The sequence below is a fragment of the Curtobacterium sp. CFBP9011 genome, from assembly GCF_034045095.1.
Lineage (GTDB): Bacteria > Actinomycetota > Actinomycetes > Actinomycetales > Microbacteriaceae > Curtobacterium.
Window position 1 is genome coordinate 89125 of sequence record NZ_JAXCWN010000006.1, and the last position, 19380, is coordinate 108504.

Annotated in this window: 19 protein-coding genes and 1 tRNA gene; 5 read left to right on the forward strand and 15 right to left on the reverse strand. The window is 72.8% G+C overall.

The features are described 5' to 3' along the window. Positions 1-19 precede the first annotated feature (19 nt). The 5 genes from SOM35_RS13330 to serS all read right to left on the reverse strand — a co-directional run bounded on the left by SOM35_RS13330 (position 20) and on the right by serS (position 4060). Positions 20-865: a helix-turn-helix transcriptional regulator gene (locus tag SOM35_RS13330; protein ID WP_320515775.1), complete on the reverse strand. Its 846-nt coding sequence runs from the start codon at positions 863-865 to the stop codon at positions 20-22. After that, the gene (locus SOM35_RS13335; RefSeq protein ID WP_320515776.1) at positions 862-1629 is read right to left on the reverse strand and encodes an SDR family oxidoreductase; all 768 of its coding nucleotides are present in this window, start codon (positions 1627-1629) and stop codon (positions 862-864) included. Before SOM35_RS13335 ends, SOM35_RS13330 begins: the two co-directional genes overlap by 4 nt. 81 nt (positions 1630-1710) lie before the next feature. Continuing rightward, positions 1711-1795: transfer RNA gene (locus SOM35_RS13340), tRNA-Ser, on the reverse strand. A 103-nt stretch (positions 1796-1898) separates the two neighbouring features. Further along, the gene (locus SOM35_RS13345) at positions 1899-2792 is read right to left on the reverse strand and encodes an HAD family hydrolase (protein WP_320515777.1); all 894 of its coding nucleotides are present in this window, start codon (positions 2790-2792) and stop codon (positions 1899-1901) included. Beyond that, on the reverse strand, positions 2789-4060 hold the full coding sequence (serS, locus tag SOM35_RS13350; RefSeq protein ID WP_320515778.1) for a serine--tRNA ligase: 1272 nt from the start codon (positions 4058-4060) through the stop codon (positions 2789-2791). Before serS ends, SOM35_RS13345 begins: the two co-directional genes overlap by 4 nt. A gap of 139 nt (positions 4061-4199) precedes the next feature. On the opposite strand from serS, the gene SOM35_RS13355 reads away from it, so the two are divergent. Then, positions 4200-5267, forward strand: coding sequence for a diacylglycerol/lipid kinase family protein (locus SOM35_RS13355; RefSeq protein ID WP_320515779.1), 1068 nt, complete (start codon positions 4200-4202; stop codon positions 5265-5267). Positions 5268-5318: 51 nt separating this feature from the next. Here SOM35_RS13355 and pheA read toward each other — a convergent pair whose 3' ends face one another. From pheA to SOM35_RS13375, 4 genes are read right to left on the reverse strand one after another with little or no spacing between them, the layout of a single operon-like run. Continuing rightward, positions 5319-6278 carry a prephenate dehydratase gene (gene pheA, locus SOM35_RS13360; protein WP_320515780.1) on the reverse strand — a complete coding sequence of 320 codons (960 nt, stop codon included), beginning with the start codon at positions 6276-6278 and terminating at the stop codon, positions 5319-5321. 20 nt (positions 6279-6298) lie between these two features. Continuing rightward, on the reverse strand, positions 6299-7369 hold the full coding sequence (locus tag SOM35_RS13365) for a GNAT family N-acetyltransferase (RefSeq protein WP_320515781.1): 1071 nt from the start codon (positions 7367-7369) through the stop codon (positions 6299-6301). Between the two features lie 9 nt (positions 7370-7378). Further along, the gene (locus SOM35_RS13370) at positions 7379-7864 is read right to left on the reverse strand and encodes a hypothetical protein (RefSeq protein WP_320515782.1); all 486 of its coding nucleotides are present in this window, start codon (positions 7862-7864) and stop codon (positions 7379-7381) included. Further along, the gene (locus tag SOM35_RS13375; RefSeq protein ID WP_320515783.1) at positions 7861-9222 is read right to left on the reverse strand and encodes a molybdopterin-dependent oxidoreductase; all 1362 of its coding nucleotides are present in this window, start codon (positions 9220-9222) and stop codon (positions 7861-7863) included. The genes SOM35_RS13370 and SOM35_RS13375 overlap by 4 nt, the downstream gene beginning before the upstream one ends. Positions 9223-9243: 21 nt before the next feature. On the opposite strand from SOM35_RS13375, the gene SOM35_RS13380 reads away from it, so the two are divergent. Genes SOM35_RS13380 through SOM35_RS13390 form a run of 3 tightly spaced genes read left to right on the forward strand, consistent with a single transcriptional unit; the run spans position 9244 to position 12105 of the window. Beyond that, positions 9244-10722, forward strand: coding sequence for a glycosyltransferase family 87 protein (locus tag SOM35_RS13380; RefSeq protein ID WP_320515784.1), 1479 nt, complete (start codon positions 9244-9246; stop codon positions 10720-10722). Between the two features lie 58 nt (positions 10723-10780). Beyond that, positions 10781-11860 carry a GTP 3',8-cyclase MoaA gene (gene moaA / locus SOM35_RS13385; protein ID WP_414648574.1) on the forward strand — a complete coding sequence of 360 codons (1080 nt, stop codon included), beginning with the start codon at positions 10781-10783 and terminating at the stop codon, positions 11858-11860. Between the two features lie 5 nt (positions 11861-11865). Then, a complete protein-coding gene (locus tag SOM35_RS13390) occupies positions 11866-12105 on the forward strand; it encodes a MoaD/ThiS family protein (protein WP_320515786.1) in 240 nt (79 codons plus the stop codon). A gap of 190 nt (positions 12106-12295) precedes the next feature. On the opposite strand, the gene SOM35_RS13395 is transcribed toward SOM35_RS13390, so the two are convergent. The 5 genes from SOM35_RS13395 to SOM35_RS13415 all read right to left on the reverse strand — a co-directional run bounded on the left by SOM35_RS13395 (position 12296) and on the right by SOM35_RS13415 (position 16620). Continuing rightward, complete coding sequence (locus SOM35_RS13395) at positions 12296-13426, reverse strand: ABC transporter ATP-binding protein (protein WP_320515787.1); 1131 nt, start codon at positions 13424-13426, stop codon at positions 12296-12298. Then, a complete protein-coding gene (locus SOM35_RS13400; protein ID WP_414648575.1) occupies positions 13423-14241 on the reverse strand; it encodes an ABC transporter permease in 819 nt (272 codons plus the stop codon). The genes SOM35_RS13395 and SOM35_RS13400 overlap by 4 nt, the downstream gene beginning before the upstream one ends. 23 nt (positions 14242-14264) lie before the next feature. Further along, positions 14265-15074, reverse strand: coding sequence for a molybdate ABC transporter substrate-binding protein (modA, locus tag SOM35_RS13405; RefSeq protein WP_320515788.1), 810 nt, complete (start codon positions 15072-15074; stop codon positions 14265-14267). A gap of 74 nt (positions 15075-15148) precedes the next feature. Further along, on the reverse strand, positions 15149-16213 hold the full coding sequence (locus SOM35_RS13410) for a ThiF family adenylyltransferase (RefSeq protein ID WP_320515789.1): 1065 nt from the start codon (positions 16211-16213) through the stop codon (positions 15149-15151). Further along, positions 16210-16620: a TOBE domain-containing protein gene (locus SOM35_RS13415; RefSeq protein WP_320515790.1), complete on the reverse strand. Its 411-nt coding sequence runs from the start codon at positions 16618-16620 to the stop codon at positions 16210-16212. Before SOM35_RS13415 ends, SOM35_RS13410 begins: the two co-directional genes overlap by 4 nt. A gap of 108 nt (positions 16621-16728) precedes the next feature. Between SOM35_RS13415 and SOM35_RS13420 the strand changes: the two genes are divergently transcribed. Further along, positions 16729-18381 carry a glycosyltransferase family 39 protein gene (locus tag SOM35_RS13420; RefSeq protein ID WP_320515791.1) on the forward strand — a complete coding sequence of 551 codons (1653 nt, stop codon included), beginning with the start codon at positions 16729-16731 and terminating at the stop codon, positions 18379-18381. Between the two features lie 61 nt (positions 18382-18442). Here the strand turns inward: SOM35_RS13420 and SOM35_RS13425 are convergent, their stop codons facing one another. After that, positions 18443-19375, reverse strand: a complete 933-nt coding sequence (locus SOM35_RS13425; protein ID WP_111074535.1) for a 4-(cytidine 5'-diphospho)-2-C-methyl-D-erythritol kinase — start codon at positions 19373-19375, stop codon at positions 18443-18445. Positions 19376-19380: the final 5 nt, after the last annotated feature.

A 19380-nucleotide genomic window follows, 5' to 3' on the forward strand; every position in this document is an offset into this window, starting at 1 on the left:
CCGCGGTCGGCGAGCCGCCTCATGCCCCCGATCTGGTGGCGTGGGTGAGGGACGCGAGCATGCCCAGCCGCTCGGCGCTCGCACTGCCCGGGTCGGCGTAGTAGAGCACGAGGAGCAGCCCGTCGACCGGCAGCTTGTCCCGGTGCAGGTGCAGCTCCCCCACGACCGGGTGGTCGACCGTCATGGATCCGCCTTCGAGCAGCCGGACGTCCTGTCGTGCCCACAGCTGCCGGAAGCGCCCGCTGGCCAGCGACAACTCCCCCACGAGTTCGACGACCCGCTGGTCGTGGACCTCGTCGGCCACCGAGTGCCGGAAGGCTCCGACGAAGCTCGCGACGGCGCCTTCCCAGTCGCGGTGGAACACCTGTTCCTCCGGGTCGAGCAGCAGGGAACGGAGCCGGTTCTCGCCGACGCGGAGCCGGGGCGAGAACGCGGCCGCCAGGTCGTTCGTGGCGAGGACGTCGAACGCCCGGCCCTCGATGAACGCCGGGACCTCGAGCGCGGCCAGCAGGGCGTGCAGCCGAGCCGGGACCCGCTCCGCCGTGCGCCGGGGACGTGCACGTCGGACGGGTTCGGCGAGGTGCGAGAGGTGCGCGCGTTCGACCTCGTCCAGCTGGAGCACCCGGGCGAGCGCGTCGAGGACCTGCGGCGAAGGGTGGGTGTCCCGCCCTCGCTCCAGACGGAGGTAGTAGTCGGTGCTGACACCGGCGAGCATCGCGACCTCTTCACGGCGGAGGCCCGGCACGCGTCGCACCCCACCGGCGGGGAGCCCGACCTGCTCCGGTGTGACGAGTCCACGCCGTGCCTGGAGGTACGCGCCGAGCGGGTTCGTCGGCGTCGCGGTCGGGTCCCCGTCGCGTGTCACGCCGCTGAGCCCGACCGTCCGGGCAGCGTCGCCAGAGCCCGGGAGCGCTGAGTGACCAGGTCGTCGTACGTGCCGTCACGTTCTGCCCACCGGTGCATGAGGACACCCTGCACCAAGAGCTCGTGCGGGGTGGGGTCCTGTGCCAGGAGCGCCATCACCTCGGCACCGAAGTCGCCGAGGTCCAGCGCGTTCGGGTTGGTGGCGCCCATCGTGGTGTTCACCGCCGGGGGCACGAGTTCGGCGACGTCGATCCCCGTCCCCGCCAGCTGTGCGCGGAGCGCCTCGGTGTAGGCGTGCACCGCCGCCTTGGTGGCGGCGTACGTCGCCATCAACGGGAACGGCAGGAAGCCGATGCCCGAGCTGACGGTGACGATCGTGCCGCTGCCCTGTCGGAGCAGGTGCGGCGTGAAGGCGTCGACCACCCGGATCGTACCGAGCAGGTTGACGTCGACCATCCGGGCGGCGTCGGCGAAGTGCGCCGGGTCGCGGAGGTCCTCGGCGACGCCGATGCCCGACATCGTGATGACCGTGTCCAGGTCGGGCAGCAGGTCGAGCAGGGTGTCGCGGGCGGTGGTGACGGAGTCGTCGTCGGTGACGTCGATCGAGACGGTGCCGAAGCCCTCGGCGGCGAGCTGGTCGAGCACGTCGGTTCGACGGCCGCCGATGACGACCCGGCTGCCGGCGTCACGGAAACGCCGTGCGAGTTCGAGGCCGATGCCGGAGGTGCCGCCGATGACGGCGACGGAGCGTGTGGTGATGTCCATGCCCTCGACGCTAGGTCGGCGCAGTGCCCTCACCCGGGGCCCTGCGAGGACCCCTCATCGGTCACGACCGAGACGCTGGAGCGGAGGGTGTGGGATTCGAACCCACGAGACATCTCTGCCCACCTGTTTTCAAGACAGGCTCCATCGGCCGCTCGGACAACCCTCCGTGACCCGACCACGTGGCGAGACGTGACCGGGTCCCGAGCAGTCTACCGAGCCTCCCGGCCCGCGCGCAGCCAGCGCCCGTCAGCCGGGACAGCAGCCAGCCGTCAGCGCGGCAACGTGTCCAGTGCCGCCGCCAGCCCGTCGTCCGTGACGCCGCCCGTCAGCTCGTTGCCCGCGTCCACGACGTCGTCGGGCGCCTGCCCCATGACGACCCCGCGGCCCGAGGTGGAGGCCCACCGCAGCATGTCGATGTCGTTGCGTCCGTCACCGGCCGCGAAGACGCGGGAGCGCGGGATGTCGAGCCACTCTCGGACGCGCTCCATGGCGGTCGCCTTGGTGACCCCTTCGGGCGCGATGTCGAGCCACGCGGTCCAGCCGACCGTGTACGAGACTTTGTGCAGCCCCATCTTGTCGACGATGTCCAGGAACTCCTCGAGGCCGTGCTCCGGGGAGATCACGACGACACGGGTGGCCCGGACGCCGAGCAGGCGCTCGAACTCGACGTGGTCGCCGGCCGCGGTCATGGTGTCGTCGGGGAAGTCGCCGGAGAGCAGGTAGTGCCCGGTCTCGTCCTCGACTCCGTAGGCCCCGTTCTCGAGGGCACCGCGGATCGTCTGCAGGACCTCGGTCGGGTCGAAGGTCTCGACGTGCACGCGCTCGTACGCGCCGGACTCGGTGCGCTTCAGGGTGAGCGCCCCGTTGGCGCAGACCAGGTACTTCGGCTGGATGCCGAGCCGTTCGAGCAGCGGGACGGTCATGCCCTCGCTGCGACCGGTGGAGAGCATGACCTCGTGCCCGGCGGCTTCGGCGCTGAGGACCGCCTGGACGACGGTGTCGGTGACGACGCCGTCCTCGCGCATCGTGGTGCCGTCGATGTCGAGGGCGACGAGCCAGCGCTTGACCCGCGCGGAGTCCGTGGCACGGGCCGAGCCCGAAGCCGCAGCGGGGCCCGAGCCCGACGCCTCGGAACCGTCGACGAATCCGCGTGAGGAGCTCATCGGGGCTCGATCACCTCGACGCCGCCGAGGTACGGACGGAGGACCTCGGGGATGACGACCGAGCCGTCCTCCTGCTGGTGTGTCTCGAGGATCGCGACGAGCCAGCGGGTGGTGGCGAGGGTGCCGTTGAGCGTGGCGACCGGGGCGGTCTTGCCGCTCTCGGTGCGGTACCGGATGTCGAGGCGACGGGCCTGGAACGTGGTGCAGTTCGACGTCGAGGTGAGCTCGCGGTAGGTGCCCTGCGTCGGGACCCATGCTTCGAGGTCGTACTTGCGCGCGGCGCTGGTGCCGAGGTCGCCGGCCGCGGTCTCGATGACGCGGTAGTGCAGCCCGAGGTCCTGCAGCATCGACTCCTGGTAGGACATCAGCCGCTGGTGCTCGGCGTCGGCCTGGTCCGGGTGGACGTAGGCGAACATCTCGAGCTTGTTGAACTGGTGCACGCGGAGGATGCCGCGGTTGTCACGCCCCGCTGATCCGGCTTCGCGGCGATAGCAGGTGGACCAGCCGGCGTAGCGGAGGGCCTGGTCGTCGCCGGCCGGGAACTGCAGGATCTCGTCGGCGTGGTACCCGGCGAGGGCGACCTCGCTGGTGCCGGTCAGGTACAGGTCGTCGGCTTCGAGGCGGTAGACCTCGGCCGCGTGCTCGCCGAGGAAGCCGGTGCCGGCCATCGTCTCGGGGCGTACGAGCGTCGGCGTGATGAGCGGCTCGAACCCGTGCGCGACGGCACGGTCGAGGCCGAGCGACATCAGCGCGATCTCGAGTCGGGCGCCCATGCCGCGCAGGAAGTAGAAGCGCGAGCCGGACACCTTGACGCCGCGGGCGATGTCGATGATGCCCAGGGACTCACCGAGGTCGGCGTGGTCCTTCGGCTCGAACGAGAACTCCGGCTTGGTGCCGACGGTGCGGAGGGTGACGAAGTCGTCCTCGCCCCCGGCCGGCACGTCGGGCATGACGACGTTCGGGATCGAGCGGACGACGGTGTTGAAGGTGTCCTCGGCCGCGGTGACGGTGGCCTGCGCCTCCTTCACCTTCGCGGAGAGCGCCTGGGCCTGCTGCACGAGTGCGGCCTTCTCGTCCTTCGGCGCCTTGGCGACGGTCTTGCCGAACGCGTTCTGCTCGGCGCGGAGCGCCTCGAACGCGGTGATGGCCGCCCGTCGGGCGGAGTCGGCTGCGACGGCCTGGTCGACGACGTCGACGGAGGCGCCGCGCGCCGCCTGCGAGGCCTTGATGAGGTCCGGTTCGTCGCGCAACAGCTGGGGGTCGATCACCGGCCCAGCTTACCCAGCCACGGATGACCAGCCGGTGAACCACCGGACGGGAGGCCCGTGGCACGGCCGATCCGCGCCTACCGTCCGTCCCGTGGCCGCGTTCCGGACCGCGCAGCACCTGTTCGGTAGCGTTGATCGCATGTCGACGCCCTCGGATGCCACCGCTGTGCCGGAGGACGCCCCCGCAACGGAGCAGCGCACCGCCGCAGTCATCTACAACCCCGTCAAGGTCCACCTGCCGACGCTGAAGCGCACCGTGAACCGGTACCAGCGCGAAGCCGGCTGGGCCGAGACCAAGTGGTACGCCACGAGCGAGGAGGACCCGGGCGGCGGCATGGCCCGCGAGGCCCTCGACGCCGGCGTCGACGTGATCGCCGCTGCGGGCGGCGACGGCACGGTCCGTGCGGTCGCCGAGGTCGTGCACGGCTCCGACGCGGCCCTCGCGCTGCTGCCGAGCGGCACCGGCAACCTGCTCGCCCGCAACATCCCGGCGCCGATCGACGACCTGGGTGCGAGCGCGCACACGATCTTCCACGGCGAGGACCGACCGATCGACTTCGGCACCGTCGGGGTCGAGCGGGAGGACGGTTCGCGGGAGCAGTTCGGCTTCCTCGTGATGGCCGGCCTGGGCCTCGACGCCCGGATGCTCGCGAACACGAACGACGACCTGAAGAAGAAGGTCGGCTGGCTCGCCTACGTCGACTCGCTGATCCGCTCGCTGCGGGACGCCAGCGCGTTCGAGTTCCGGTACCGCCTGGACGGTGAGTCCAACCGGTCGGTCCGCGCGCACTCCCTGATCGTCGGCAACTGCGGCATGCTGCAGGCCGGCGCGACGCTGCTGCCCGACGCCGAGATCGACGACGGCGTGTTCGACATCGTCGTGATGCGTCCCCGGGGCTTCTTCGGCTGGGTCCGGATCGCCGCCCGGATGCTGTGGGAGAACGCGATCCTCCGCTCCGTCCGTCGCTCGGCGCTCGGCAACACCGAGATCGGCAAGCGCATCGTCACGAAGGCGCGTGAGGAGCGTCCGTTGCGCTACCTGCGCGGCGAGGAGTTCACGGCCCGCCTGGAGCGTCCGGACGAGTTCGAGATCGACGGCGACCCCGTGGGCGAGGTCGTGGCGTTCCGTGCGCGCATTGCCCCGGGCGGGTTGACCGTCCGTGTCGCGGGCCCGGAAGACCAGACGCGGGCGACCCGCCGCCGCTGACGACGTGCGTGACGGCGCGTCGTTCCGTTGCGGCAGAACGGGCCGGGAGGCTCAGCTCGCGTCCGGCTCGCCGCTCACGATCGCGCGCAGCCAGTCGCGCGCCTCGACGAACGCCTGGTCGGAGTAACGCGGCGACACCTCGGAGCGGACACCGTCCGCCCGGGGGTACGACCCGAGGAACGTCACACGCGGGCTGAAGCGCCGCAGTCCGAGCAGCGCGTCGGCGACCCGTTCATCCCGCACGTGGCCGTCGAGGTCGATGACGAACCGGTACCGACCGAGTTCGTCACCGATCGGCCGCGACGACAGCAGGCCCATGTTGATGCCGCGGGTGGCGAACTGCTCGAGCATGTCGACCAGGGCGCCGGGGTGTTCGTTCGGCAGTTCGACGACGACGCTGGTCTTGTCCGCACCCGTGCGCTCCGGCAGCGCGAGCGTCTTCGAGACGAGCACGAACCGGGTCACGGCGCTGGCGTTCTCGCCGATGGAGTCCGCGAGCACCGCCAGGTCGTAGTGGTCGGTGATGCCGGGCGGGGCGACGGCTGCGTCCGCGACCGAGTGCTCCGCGAGCAGTTCCGCGGCCGCGGCGACGTTCGACGAGGCCGGGATGTGCCCGTGCCCGGGGACGTTCGCCTCGAGCCACCGGTGCGTCTGCGCGTAGGCGACGGGGTGGGCGTTGACGGTGCGGACGTCGGCGAGCGCGGTGCCGGGTCGGGCGACGAGGACGAAGTCGACGGGGACCAGGTACTCCCCCATGATCCGCACGCCGGGGATCCGGGCCAGGGCGTCCTGCGTGGCGCTGACCCCGCCGTCGACGCTGTTCTCGATCGCGATCACCGCGCCGACCGAGCGTCCGGTGACGACGTCGTCGAGTGCTTCGCCGACGTTGTTGACGCTCCGCCAGGGCTTGCCGACGGCGGCCTCGACGAGCTTGAGGGCCGCCTCGGTGAAGGTGCCGGCCGGTCCGAGGTAGCTGTAGGTCTCGGCGGGCTGGTCGGCGGCATGGCTCATACCGGGGAGCCTAGCGGCGGTCAGTACAGCAGCTGCAGGGTGTCGGAGTCGCCGTTGCGTCCGACCGTGCGGAAGCCGACGCGTTCGTAGAGGATCCGGGCACCGGTGTTGCCGTCCTCGACGCTCAGGCTGATCCCCGGCCAGCCCGCGCTCCGGCCGGCGGCGACGAGCCGGGCGAGCAGGGCCGAGCCGACACCACGGCCGCGCGCTCGGGCATCGACGGCGAGCGTGAGTTCGGGGACGTCCTCGGCGACGAAGCCGTAGCCCGGGTCGCTGGCGGGCAGGTGCACGGCCCAGGCGACGCCCAGCGGCCCGTCGGTGTCGGAGGCCACGACGCCCAGGTCGGCGGGGCGACCGTCGGTCGGGTCGTCCGCCGCCCGGTCCGGGTCGAAGGCCACGAAGTAGTGCGCGAACTCGGGCCGGTCGAGGTCGGCGTCGGTGAACCGCTCGGCCGACCAGTTCATCGCGTCGAGGCTCGCACGGCGCAGCAGGGGCAGGTCCTCCCGGGTGGCCGGCCGGTAGGTCACGTCGTCGACCACGTCCGGGAAGGCGTCGTCGGCGGTGCCGGTCAGCCGGGCCTCGCACACCGTCGGCTCGTCGTCGGGGATGTTCGCCACCGCGGCGAAGCGGCCCTCGGGGTCGACGCGGCTGAGGAGCACGCGGGAGATCCCGTCGAGTTCCGTGACCTGCTTCTCCGACAGCGCGTCGATGACCAGGCGCCGGGCGGTCCGGACGTGGCCGGGCGCCGCGGCGACGATGTGGTCGAAGCCGGCGTCGGTGAGCCGGACGTCAGTGGCACGGCGGTCCTCGGTCGAGGGGCACCGGGCGACGAGCCCGCGCTTCTCGAGCCGGGACACGACGTGGGACAGCCGCGGCAACGAGGCGTTCGTCGCCGAGGCCAGGACCGACATCCGGAGCGTGTGGAGCTCGGTCTCGGACAGCATCGCGATGACCATGTAGTCGAACATCGTCAGGTCGGCGTCGCGCTGCAACTGGTGGTCGAGCGCTGCCGGCAGGAGTTCCATGACGGCGACGAACCCCATCCACGCCCGGAGCTGCTCGCGGGAGAGCCAGGGGGTGTCGTCGGTCATGCCCTCATCCTAGGGAGAGGTTGTCCCTGCAACCACAGGTTGGTCCGGCCGACGCCGAGCCGTGACCGCGCCCACCACCAGGGCGATCACCACGACGGCGACCAGGACCCCCTCGACCACGAGCAACCGCGTCGTGTAGTCGAACGGCAACACGGTGTCGTTCTTCGTGCCGTGTGCCTTCGCCGCGATCTCCGGCAGCACCACCAGGGCCAGGACGCTGCCGAGGACGACGGCCGCCTGCACCACGACGAGCACCCACGTGCGGAGGGAGCGACCGGCCCGACGGAGACCCATGCCGACGGCCAGGACGAACGGGGACAGGATCGCGTCGTGCAGCACGACGGCGCCGAGGAGCCAGGTCGCCAGCCCACCGATCCGGTTCGGCCGGACGGTGGTCACGAGGACCCAGGCGCCGAACGCCAGGACCAGCACGCCCAGGACGACCAGCACGATGCGGGCCGTGCGGACCCGGTTGTCGACGACGACGGCGCTCATGCGATGACCTCGATCCGTTCGATCCACTTCGTCTGCAGCACACCCGGACGGCCGGGCGCGATGATCCGGGCTGGGAACCCGTGTTCCAGGTCGAGCTTCTCGCCGTTGAGCTCGAGGGCGATCAGGGTCGTCGGGTCGGCGGTGTACTCCGGCCCCATCTCCATGATCCGGTAGCCGCCGTGCCGCTCCAGGCTCGTCACCCGGACGTGCACGTCCGGGTCGACCTGCACCGCGGCGAGGAGGTCGCGCATCCGGACCCCCTTCCACGTCGCCATCTGGCTCCAGCCCTCGACGCACGCGATCGGCAGGCGCGCCTCGGTCTGGCCGAGGGCGATCAGCTCGGCACGGGAGAACGTCCGGCTGACCGAGGGGCCGGCGACCGTGAGTGCCCAGTCGGCGGCGGTCGCGGTGGCGAGGACGCCAGCGGCGCGGGCGGTGCGGTTCACCGGCAGTCCGTTCTGGCCGAGGTGCCGCTTGCGGGGACCGAAGACGTTGAACGGTTCACCGACGGCCGAGGACTGTCCGACCGTCAGGGCGACGACGCCCGCGGTGGCCGCGGTGACGCCGGCGATGAACCCGCGGCGGGCGACGCGCTGACGGCGGCCGTCGGCGGACGCTGCAGTCCGTGTCACCGGGACGGTGTCGGTCGCCGGTGCGACCGGACCGGGGGCGGGAGTGCCGTCGATCCAGCGGTGGAGGCGTCCGACGAACCCGCCGGAGGGTGAGGCGGAGCCGGGACGGGCCTCCTGTCCGGCCGGGTCGTTCGGATCGTGCTGGTTCGGATCCGGCAACTCGCTGCCCACCGTCGGGTCGGCGACGAAGCGGCCCTGCGCGTCGAAGGAGTCCCGCTTCCGCCAGTACCGCGCGATGATCTGCAGCTTCGTGCCGATGTGGATGAGCAGCGACCCGATCAGCACGTACGCCAGCGCGTTGTGCACCTGCTTGAACGGGAACGGCCACGGGTACCACTGGTAGGTGTTGAGCAGACCGGTGACGACCTGCACGAGTGCCGACGCCACGAAGACCGCGATCGACGCACGCTCGAGCAGGTGCAGGACGCTCCGGACCGGCGGGGTCTGCACCAGCGCTGGCATCACGACGTTGAGCTTCGCGAGCAGCAGCGGGATGATCGCGATGCCCGCCGTGATGTGCAGGCCCTGCGTGAACTGGTAGAGCTGCACGGGCCGGGTCGGGAAGCGCATCCAGCCGAGGGGCTCCTGCAGCAGGTGGCTGTAGACGCCGGTCAGGAAGCAGACCAGGAACGCGATGCCGAGCAGGCGGCCGGTGACCACGGCGCTGCGGGCGGTGCGGTTCGGCGAGGCCAGGGCGTCGCGGGTGTGGCGCATCAGGCGCTGCACCCCCGCTACTGTCGTCGGACCATGAGCGAACGACTGCGTCCGACCCGTCTCGACCGACGAGCGCTCGCCTCGAGCGTGCTCGTCCCGACCGCGCTCGCCGTCGTGGGCGTGCTGGTGCTCGGCATCGTCATCGCGGTGGGTGTCACGCATCTGGGGTTCCTCCGGGAGGGTCATCGCTCTCCATTCGTTGCGTGGACCCTCATCGCTTGGACGGTCTTCGCAGGCGCCGTGCTGGCGCTCAGGTTCGTGCCCCCGCACCTGGTGACGCGGATCGTCCTCGGTGGTGCCGTCGTCGTCGGGATCGCGGCCCTGATCGGACCACCGAACACGAGCACCGACTCAGCACGCTACGCCTGGGACGGCATCGTGCAGCACGCGGGCATCTCGCCGTACCTGCACACCCCGCAGTCGGACGTGCTGCAGCACCTCCGCCCGGACTGGTTGTTCCCCGACAAGGTCAACGGCACGTGTGACGACATCAAGCCCCGGTTCCGCGGTCTGGGCGACGGCCGGCTCGGTCACTGCACGGCGATCAACCGTCCCGATGTCCCGACGATCTACCCGCCGATGGCCGAGCTGTGGTTCGCGCTGGTGCGGGCGTTCGTCCCCGCCACCGCGCAGTACCTGCCGTTCCAGTTCGCCGGGCTCGTCGTCTCGCTGGGCGTCACCGTCGGGCTGCTCGTCGTCCTCCGCCGCCTCGGCCGCCCGACCTGGTGGGCCGCACTCTGGGCCTGGTCGCCGCTCGTCGCCGCCGAGGCCGTCACGAACTCGCACGTCGACGTGGTCGGCGCGGCCCTGGCCACCGCGGGCGCCGTGCTCGTCGCGTTCGGTCGGCCGATCTGGGGCGGCATCGCGCTCGGCGCCGCGACCGCGACGAAGCTCATCCCGGCGATCGTGTACCCGGCGCTGCTCGGGCGGTGGCGCAGCTGGTGGGCGATCCCGGTCGGCATCGCCACGTTCGGGCTGCTCTACGTGCCCTACGTGCTGACGACCGGCCCGAAGGTCCTCGGCTACCTGCCCGGCTACCTGTCGGAAGAGGGGTACGAGGACGGCTCGCGGTTCGCCCTGGTCGCGAAGGTCGTGCCCGGGGACGCCGCGACGATCGTGGTGGGGCTCGTCGTGCTCGTCGCCGCGGTGCTGGCCTGGCGGCTGTCCGACCCCGCGAACCCCTGGTCCGGCCAGGTGTTCATGATCGGCGTGACCTTCCTCGCCGTGACCCCGCGCTACCCCTGGTACGCACTGCTGCTCATCCCGTTCGTGGTGCTCTCCGGGCGGTGGGAGTGGCTGTCCCTGACGCTGGCGATCGCGCTGCGCGGGGTGTGGCCCTCGGTGGTCGCCTACCGGTGGTGGCTGCTCGCGGCGATCGCCGTCGTGCTCGTCGTCACCCTCGTCCGCACCCGCCGCGAGGACTGGCTGCGCTGGCGGGACCGGCTGCTCGGCCGAGACGCGGTGCGCCACGACACGGTCCACCCGGATCGCAGCGACGGCACCGTATCCTGAGGCGATGCCGGCCCAGATGCTGCCCTCGACGGGTCAGCTCCTCCCCTCGTCGGACCTGATGCGTCGGGTCCACCCCGAGGCGCCGGTGCCCGGACCCCTGGACCGCACCGACCTGCCGCCGCGTCCCGCCGGTGACCCCGGCCTGGTGGACCGCTTCGGCCGGTACGCGGTGGACCTGAGGGTGTCACTGACGGAGCGCTGCAACCTCCGCTGCACGTACTGCATGCCGGCCGAGGGGCTGCCCTTCGCGCCCGACGCCGCGCTGATGTCGGCGGACGAGATCGCCCGGCTGGTGGGCCTCGGCGCGGAGCAGCTCGGCATCCGCAAGGTCCGCTTCACCGGCGGCGAACCGCTGCTCCGCAAGGACCTGGTCGACGTGATCGCCCGGAGCGCAGCCGCCCACCCGGACCTCGAACTCTCGCTCACCACGAACGCCATCGGACTCGCCGGCCGCGCCGCCGCCCTCCGTGCCGCCGGACTGCACCGGCTCAACGTCTCGCTCGACACCGTCGACCCGGACGTCTTCGCCGAGGTCACCCGTCGTCCGTTCCTCGACCGGGTCCTCGAGGGCATCGCGGCCGCCGCAGACGCCGGCCTCGGCGTGAAGGTCAACGCGGTCCTGATGCGCGGCGTCAACGACCACCTGGCCGCCGAGCTGCTCACCTGGTGCCTCGAGCGTGGCCACGAACTGCGCTTCATCGAGCAGATGCCGCTGGACCCGGGCCACGCCTGGGACGCGTCGACGATGATCACCGCCTTGCAGATCCGCGAGATCCTCAGCGTCGACTACGAACTCACTCCCGACGAGGCCCCGCGGAACGGTGCCCCGGCCGAGCGCTACCGCGTGCGGTCCCGGGCGACCGGACAGGACCTCGGCACGGTCGGCATCATCGCGAGCATCACCGAGTCGTTCTGCGCCGACTGCACCCGCACCCGCCTGACCGCCGACGGCCACGTCCGCAGCTGCCTGTTCTCGGATGACGAGGTCGACCTGCTCGGACCGCTGCGCGCCGGTGCCGCCGACGACGTGGTCCTCGACCGCTGGCGTCGGGCGATGTGGGCGAAGCCGCGCGACCACGGCGACGACAGCGACGGCTTCGTGCACCCCACCCGGGGCATGAGCGCGATCGGAGGATGACGGACATGACCACGCTGCGCTTCTTCGCCGCCGCCCGTGCCGCGGTCGGGCTCGACGAGACGACCGTCACGGCGGACTCCCTCGACGACGCCCTCCGGCGGGTCGAGGCCACCGACGTCGACCGCTGGACCGCACTGCAGGAGCGCTGCTCCTACCTGGTCGACGGCGTGACCACCCGCGACCGCTCGACGTCCCTCACCGGGGTCGGCGTCGTGGACGTCATGCCGCCCTTCGCCGGCGGCTGAGACGGCCGGTCCCGGCGGCTGAGACGCCCGGTCCCGGCCGCTGAGACGGCCGGTCCCGGCGGCTGAGACGGCCGGTTCCGGCGGCTGAGACGGCCGGTTCCGGCGGCTGAGACGGCCGCCTCCAGCGGCTGGGACGGCCGGTCCCGGCGGCTCGGACCGGGCCGCGGCCAGCACCACGACGGCAGGCTCCTCAGCGCTCCCACACCGTGAGCTCGGCGGGCGGGACCCGCACCCGCACGGGCGTCCCCGGGGTCAGTCCGAGCGCCGCGACCGCGGCGAGCGTCAGGTCAGCAGTGAGCTCCCCGGCCCGCACGCGGACCAGTCCGTCGCGGGGCTCCAGCTCGGTGACGGTCCGGAGCAGCCCGCCCCGGTCGTCCCGGTCCACGCGGGTGACGACGGCCGCGGTCGGGTGGTGCGCGGCCGAGACGGCACGGCCGGGAGGCACACCGTGCGTCCTCGACACCAGCCTGCCCCCGCCGTCGGGCTGGCTCCCGCCGTCGGGCGGGTCGGCGGCACCGGGAGCGGCGCGGTCCAGCACGAGACCGTCCGCCGTCGCCGTGCCGTGCAGGACCACGAGGCCCGAGAACGTCGCCGCGAAGGCACTCCGGGGTCGGGCGAGGACCTCGGCGGGACGCCCTTCTTCCACCACGCGGCCGTCCTCGAGCACGACGACACGATCCGCGAGGGCCATCACCTCGACCGGGTCGTGCGTCACGAGCAGGCTCGGGCGGCCGGCGGCGGCGGTGCGCAGGGCTGCGCGGACCTCCTGCCGTGCGCCGACGTCGAGCGCCGAGGTCGGTTCGTCGAGCAGGACCACCGACGGGTCCGCCGCCAGGGCCCGGGCGATCGCGACGCGCTGAGCCTGACCACCCGAGAGGGTCCCGGGGGCGCGGTCTGCCAGGTCGGCCACCCCGACGGCGGCCAGGGCCTGGCGGGCGGTGTGGCGGGCCTCCCGGCCGGAGCGTCCGGCAGCCCGCGGACCGAAGGCGACGTTCGCCAGGACGCTCCGGTGCGGGAACAGGTCGGGGCGCTGGGCGACCAGGCCGACCCGGCGGCGGTGTGCCGGGACGCTGCGACCCGGGCCGGCGAGCAGCCGACCGGCGGAGCGGACCTCGCCGTCGTCGAGGGCGAGGAGGCCCGCGACGGCGTCGACGACGGTGGACTTGCCGGCACCGTTCGGGCCGATCAGGGCGACGCACTCGGCCGGTCCGACGGTCAGGGCGACGTCGACGCCGCGGTCGCGACGGACGACGTGGGCGACCAGGCCGGCCGGGTCGGCGAGGCCGGTCGGGTCGACCAGGCCGTCCGGGTCGGCGGTCACAGCGCGGCTCCGCGGGTCCGGACCGAGGCCAGCCCGATCACCAGGAGCGCGACGACGACGAGCACCAGCGCGAGTGCGACCGCGGTGTCCGGGTCGATCTCGCGCTGCAGGTACACCTCGAGCGGGAGGGTCCGGGTGACGCCCTGCAGGCTGCCCGCGAAGGTGAGGGTCGCACCGAACTCGCCGAGTGCCCGGGCGAAGCAGAGGACCAGGCCGGCCGTGATGCCGGGCAGCACCCGGGGTGTGGTGACCGTCAGGAACGTGCGGGTCGGGCCGGCGCCGAGCGTGGCTGCGACCCGCTCGTACCGGTCGCCCTCGACGCGGAGCGCCCCCTCGATCGAGGACACCAGGAACGGCATCGCCACGAACGTCTGCGCGATCACGACCGCCGCCGTGGTGAACGCGATCCGCAGCCCGTGCTCGTCGAGGAACGCCCCGACGACCCCGAGCCGACCGAACGCGGCGAGCAGGGCCAACCCGCCGACCACGGGTGGCAGGACCAGCGGCAGCAGCACCACGGCCCGCGCCACCCCGGTCCACCGTGAGCGCGACCGGGCGAACAGGACCGCCAGCGGGTAGCCGAGGACGAACGCGATGCCGGTCGCCGCGGTCGCGGTGCCGAGGCTCAGCCCGAGTGCGGTCAGCGACGCGGGCGAGGTCACCAGCGCGACGAAGGACCCCCACTGGACCCGACCGACCATCGCGAGCACGGGGACGACGACGAACAGGCCGCCGAGCACCGCGGGGACCGGCAGCCACCACGGGACCGGGCCGCGGACCGCCGGGCGGCTGCGGCGGTCGTCCCGGTGGCCGATGGGCTGTGCGTCCGGCACGGGGCTCAGGGCGCCCCGAAGCCGGCGTCGCCCAGGGTCCGCTGTCCGGCGGACGACAGGACGTACGACGTGAAGGCCCGGGCGAGCGCGGGGTTCGCCGCGTCGCGCAGGACGCTGATCGGATAGGTGTTCACCGCGTCGGCCGCGGCCGCGAACGGCACCCCGTCGACGTCGCCGCCGGCGCCCTGCACGTCGGTGCGGTAGACGATGCCGGCATCGGCCTGGCCGGAGCGCACCTTGCCGAGGACGTCGGTGACGGACTGCTCCTCGCTGACCGCGTGCAGGTCAACGCCGCTCGAGCGTTCCACCGTGGCCGTCGCAGCGCCGCACGGCACCGGGGCGGCACAGGTCACGAGCTGCACGCCCGAGTCGTCCAGGTCCGCTAGGTCCCGGATGTGGTGCGGGTTGCCCGGGGCCACGGCGATCTCGAGCGTGTTCGTCGCGAAGTCCCGTGGCGAGCCGCTGGCCAGGCTCTGCTTGCCGAGCTTCGCCGTCGTGGCCTGGTCCGCCGAGGCGATGACGTCGGCGGGGGCGCCGTTCTGGATCTGGGAGACCAGGTCGCTCGATCCGGCGAACGAGAACGTGACGGTGGTGCCCGGGTGCGCCTGCTCGAAGTCGTGTCCGAGCGCGGTGAAGGTCTTCTGGAGTGACGCCGCGGCGAAGACCGTGATCGAGCCCGTGGGGACGGCGTTCGACGATGGGCCCGGCGTCGTGCTGGCACCCCCTGCTGCTGTCGTGCTCGCGCAACCACCGAGCGTCATGGCCAGCAGCACGCCGGTCGTCAGAACGGTCGTCAATTGCGTGCGCTGTCGCATCGGGGGGGCCTTCCCACTGACCTATCCAATCCGCAGGTGCGGACCGGTCCGGCGATCCTACCCGCAGGAGCGGATCAGTTCAGTGCGAGCGGTAGCCCCTCGCGTCGCCAGGCGTCGACACCGCCGTCGAGGACGGTGACGGGCCTGCCGGCGGACCGAGCCCAGGCGTCGGCCCGCGGCCCGCGCGCGCAGGTGACGACGACGTCCCCGTCCGGCAGGACGGTGTCCCCGTGGACCGACTCGGCGATGACGCCGGTGGCCCACTCCTCGGCGGTGCGGACGTCGACGAGGGTCAGGGTGTCGGCCGGATCGGCCAGGCGGGCGGCGAGCGCCGCGGGCGAGATGCGTGGGGCGGCCGAGGCCGCTCCGGCAGCTCCGGCAACTCCGGCCGCTCCGGCCGGGAGGCCCGTGGGACGTCGCGACGCCGGCCCACGTCGGATCGGGCTCTCGGTCCATCGCCAGCGCCGGGCGTCGACCGTCAGGAGTCGGCCGAGCAACGGTTCGCCGAGGCCGGCGACGAGGGCCGTCACCTGCGCGGCCATCACCGACCCGACCGCCCCGCAGAGCGCCGGCAGGACACCGTCGATCGCGCAGGAGCCCTCGTCGGGCAGGACCTCGGGGTGCAGGTCGTGGAAGTCGACGCCGTCGTCCCCGGCGTCACGGAAGACCGAGACCTGGCCGTCGTAGGACAGCACGGTGCCCCAGACGAACGGGATCCCGAGCGGTGCACACGCGTCCGAGATCGCCCGCGTGACGTCCACCGCGTCGGCGGCGTCGACCACGACGTCGTGCCCGGCGACGTGCTCGGGCCGGAAGCGACCGACGACCGCGACGACGTCGAGCTCGGGGTCGACTGCGCGGGCCCGGGCTGCCGCGACCTCGGCCTTCGCGGCGCCGACGTCCGCGGTGGTGAAGAGCGTCTGTCGGGACAGGTTCGAGCCGTCCACGACGTCGTCGTCCACGATGGTCAGGCGTCCGAGCCCACTGCCCGCCAGGTAGGAGACCACCGGCGCACCGAGCCCACCGGCACCGACGACCAGGACCCGCGACCGACCGAGTCGTTCCAGGACGTCCGGGCCGGAGTCGGCGAGCGCCGCCGTCCGCGAGCCGAGTCGGCGGCGTGCGGTGCTGACGGTCATGCGTCCTCCTCCGGACCCGGTGACTCGACCGTGACCATCGTGGCCTTGACCGAGGCGACGGCGACCGAGCCGATCTCGAGTCCGAGGTCGCGGACGGCCTCGGAGCTCATCAGTGAGACCACCCGGTGCGGGCCGCACTGCACCTCGACCTGGGCCATCACGGTGTCGACGACGAGCCCGGTGACGATGCCGACGAAGCGGTTCCGTGCCGAGCTCCGGACGCCCGACGGGTCGGCGAGCTGGTCGCCCCGCGACCGGGCGTACTCCGCGAGCTCCCGACCGTCGACGACCGCCCGTCCGACGGCGTCCGTCGCGCGGCTGAAGGTGCCGCCCTCGACCAGGCGGCGCACGGTGTCGTCGCTGACCCCGAGGTACGTCGCGGCGTCACGGATCCGGAGCTGCGTCATGACGACGACCCTAACTGTGGAACGCCGACCATCGGCTTGTGGACACTCACCGGCTCGGGGGGCAGTATGTGGGGTTCCCGTCCAGCGGCGCTCGGTACCGTCTCCGGCGTGAGTTCTCCCCGTACCGGCAGCATCGGCGTCCCGCACGCGGTCCGCCACGTGCCGGTCCGTGCCGGTCTCCGCGGCGCCGTCTCGGCCGCCGCCACCACCGCTGTCCGCACCCCGGAGCTCACCATCGGTGCACTCGGCGTCGTGATCGCGGCGGCCTTCTCGTGGGTCCCGTCACTCTGGTACGACGAGGCCGCGACCGTCACCAGCGCGCAGCGTTCCTGGCCCCAGCTGTGGGCCGAGCTGCACACCGTCGACGCGGTGCACGGTCTCTACTACGCACTCATCCACGTCTGGTTCTGGCTGGTCGGCTACACGCCGTTCACGCTGCGACTGCCGAGCGCACTGGCCGTCGGCGTCGCCGCCGCACTCGTGGTCGCCCTCGGTCGTCGGATCGGCGGCAAGCGCCTCGGGATCACCGCGGGCATCGTGTTCCTGCTCCTGCCCCGGGTGCAGTGGGCCGGCACCGAGGGCCGCCCCTACGCCACCATCACGACCCTCTCCGTCTGCCTGACGCTCGTCGGACTGACCGCCCTCCGTCGCAGCCGACGGGGCCGGGCGACCGGCTGGTGGGTGGCGTACGGCGTGCTCGCCGTCGTCGCGGTCGCTTTCAACGTGTACCTCTCGCTCGCGGTCGTCGCACACGCCGTTGCCCTCGCCTGGACGCTGCTCGCCGAGCGGCACGACCTCCGCCTGGCCACCTTCTCGCGCACCGGCCGGATGCCCGGCGCCCCGCTCGTCACCCGTCGCTTCCTGGTCCGGTGGGTCGCCGCCGCAGCCACCGCCGCGGTGGTCGTCACGCCGTTCGTCCTCGTGGTGTCGTCCCAGGCGAAGCAGATCGGCTGGATCAAGGGCATCGGCACCGGCACGTTCCGTCAGGTCTTCTCGACGGCGTGGTTCGGCGCCTCCGGCCCGTACGCCGCGATGGCGTGGACGCTCATGGCGATCGGCGTCGCCACCGCCCTGGTGCACGCGCGTCGTCAGGCACCGTCGGCCCGCGCCCTCGTCCGGGCGCAGGCCGTCCGTGTGGCGCTCCCGCTCGTCGTCGTCCCGACCACGGTCCTCCTGCTCGCGACCGCGCTGGGCGAGCGTCTCTACTCACCGAAGTACGCGTCGCTGAGCCTGCCGTTCGTCGCGGTCCTCATCGCCCTGGCCCTGACGCTGATCCGGCCGAAGGCGCTGCTCGCGGTCGCCGTCGCCGCGCTCGTCGTCCTGTCGGTCCCCACTGCCGTCGTCGTGAAGGGGCCGGAGGCCAAGTCCGACTCGACCTGGGCCCAGGCCGCGTCGATCATCAGCACCGAGCGCGCCGCCCGCCCGAGCGCGAACGAGGGCGTCGTGTTCGGCAGCGTCTACCGCCACCCGACCACGACGGCGGAGATCATCAAGGTCTCCTACCCGGAGGCGTTCGCCGGACTCACCGACCTGGCCGTCGGCGCGAACGGTGCCGACCAGGGCGTGCTGTGGAACCGGAACGCGGACCTCGCCTCGACGGTCCCCGCCCGTCTCGGCGACATCGACACCGTCTGGTACGTCGGCGGTACCTCGCGCACGATCCGGCCCGAACTGAAGGCCGTGCTCGCGGAACGCGGGTTCCGTCCGGTGCACAACTGGCAGACCGGCAAGGTCATCATGACGGAGTTCGTCCGCTCCTGACGGTCACCCCGACCGAACGACGTCCGGTCGGGTCGACGACCGGTCCGGTCGCCGTCCGCCGTCAGTGCAGGACGCGGGCCCCGTGCACCGGGCCGTTCGCCCGCAGCGCCACGAAGCCGGACGCACTGAGCGCGACCTGCACCTCGAGCGCGGCGTCGCGGTCCGGCACGAGGAACGCCACCGTCGGCCCGCTGCCGGACACCAGTCCGGCGAGGGCACCGGAGCGCTCCCCCAGCTCCAGCGTCTCCGCCAGGGCCGGCTGCAGCCGCATGGCGGGGGCCTGCAGGTCGTTGTGCAGGTTCTCGGCCAGGAGCTCGGCGTCACCGGCTCGGAGGGCCTGCAGCACCTGCGCCTCGACGACGGGGGTGCGCGGCGCGGGCGAGATATCGGCCCGGTAGCGCTCCCGGTGCTCGTCGAGCGCGCGGTACACCGCCGGGGTCGAGAGACCGGTCTCGCTGAGCGCGAGGACCCAGTGGAACTCGCCCTTCGCCAGCGCCGGGCTGAGTTCGTCACCACGACCGGTGCCGACGGCGGTGCCCCCGGCGAAGGCGAACGGCACGTCGGCGCCGAGTTCGGCCGCCAGGCGCAGCAGTTCGTCCCGCCCGAGGCCGGTGCCCCACAGGGTGTCGACGGCCAGGAGGGTCGCGGCGGCGTCCGCCGAGCCTCCGCCCATGCCACCGGCGACCGGCACCTGCTTGTCGATCGTCAGGTGCACGCCGCCGCGGTGGCCCGCGGTCCGGGCGACCAGACGGGCGGCGCGGATCGCCAGGTTCGTGTCGTCCGTCGGCACGGACGAGGTGTCGATCGGACCGGTGAACCGTACCGAGAAGTCGTCGGCGCGCTCGGCGGTGACGTCCTCGTACAGGGACACGGCCTGGTAGGCGGTGGCGATGTCGTGGTAGCCGTCGTCCTGCAGCGCCCCGACGGACAGGTGGACGTTGATCTTGCCCGGTGCGCGCGTCCGCACCCGATCCGGAGCGGGCGTCGACGTCATGCGAC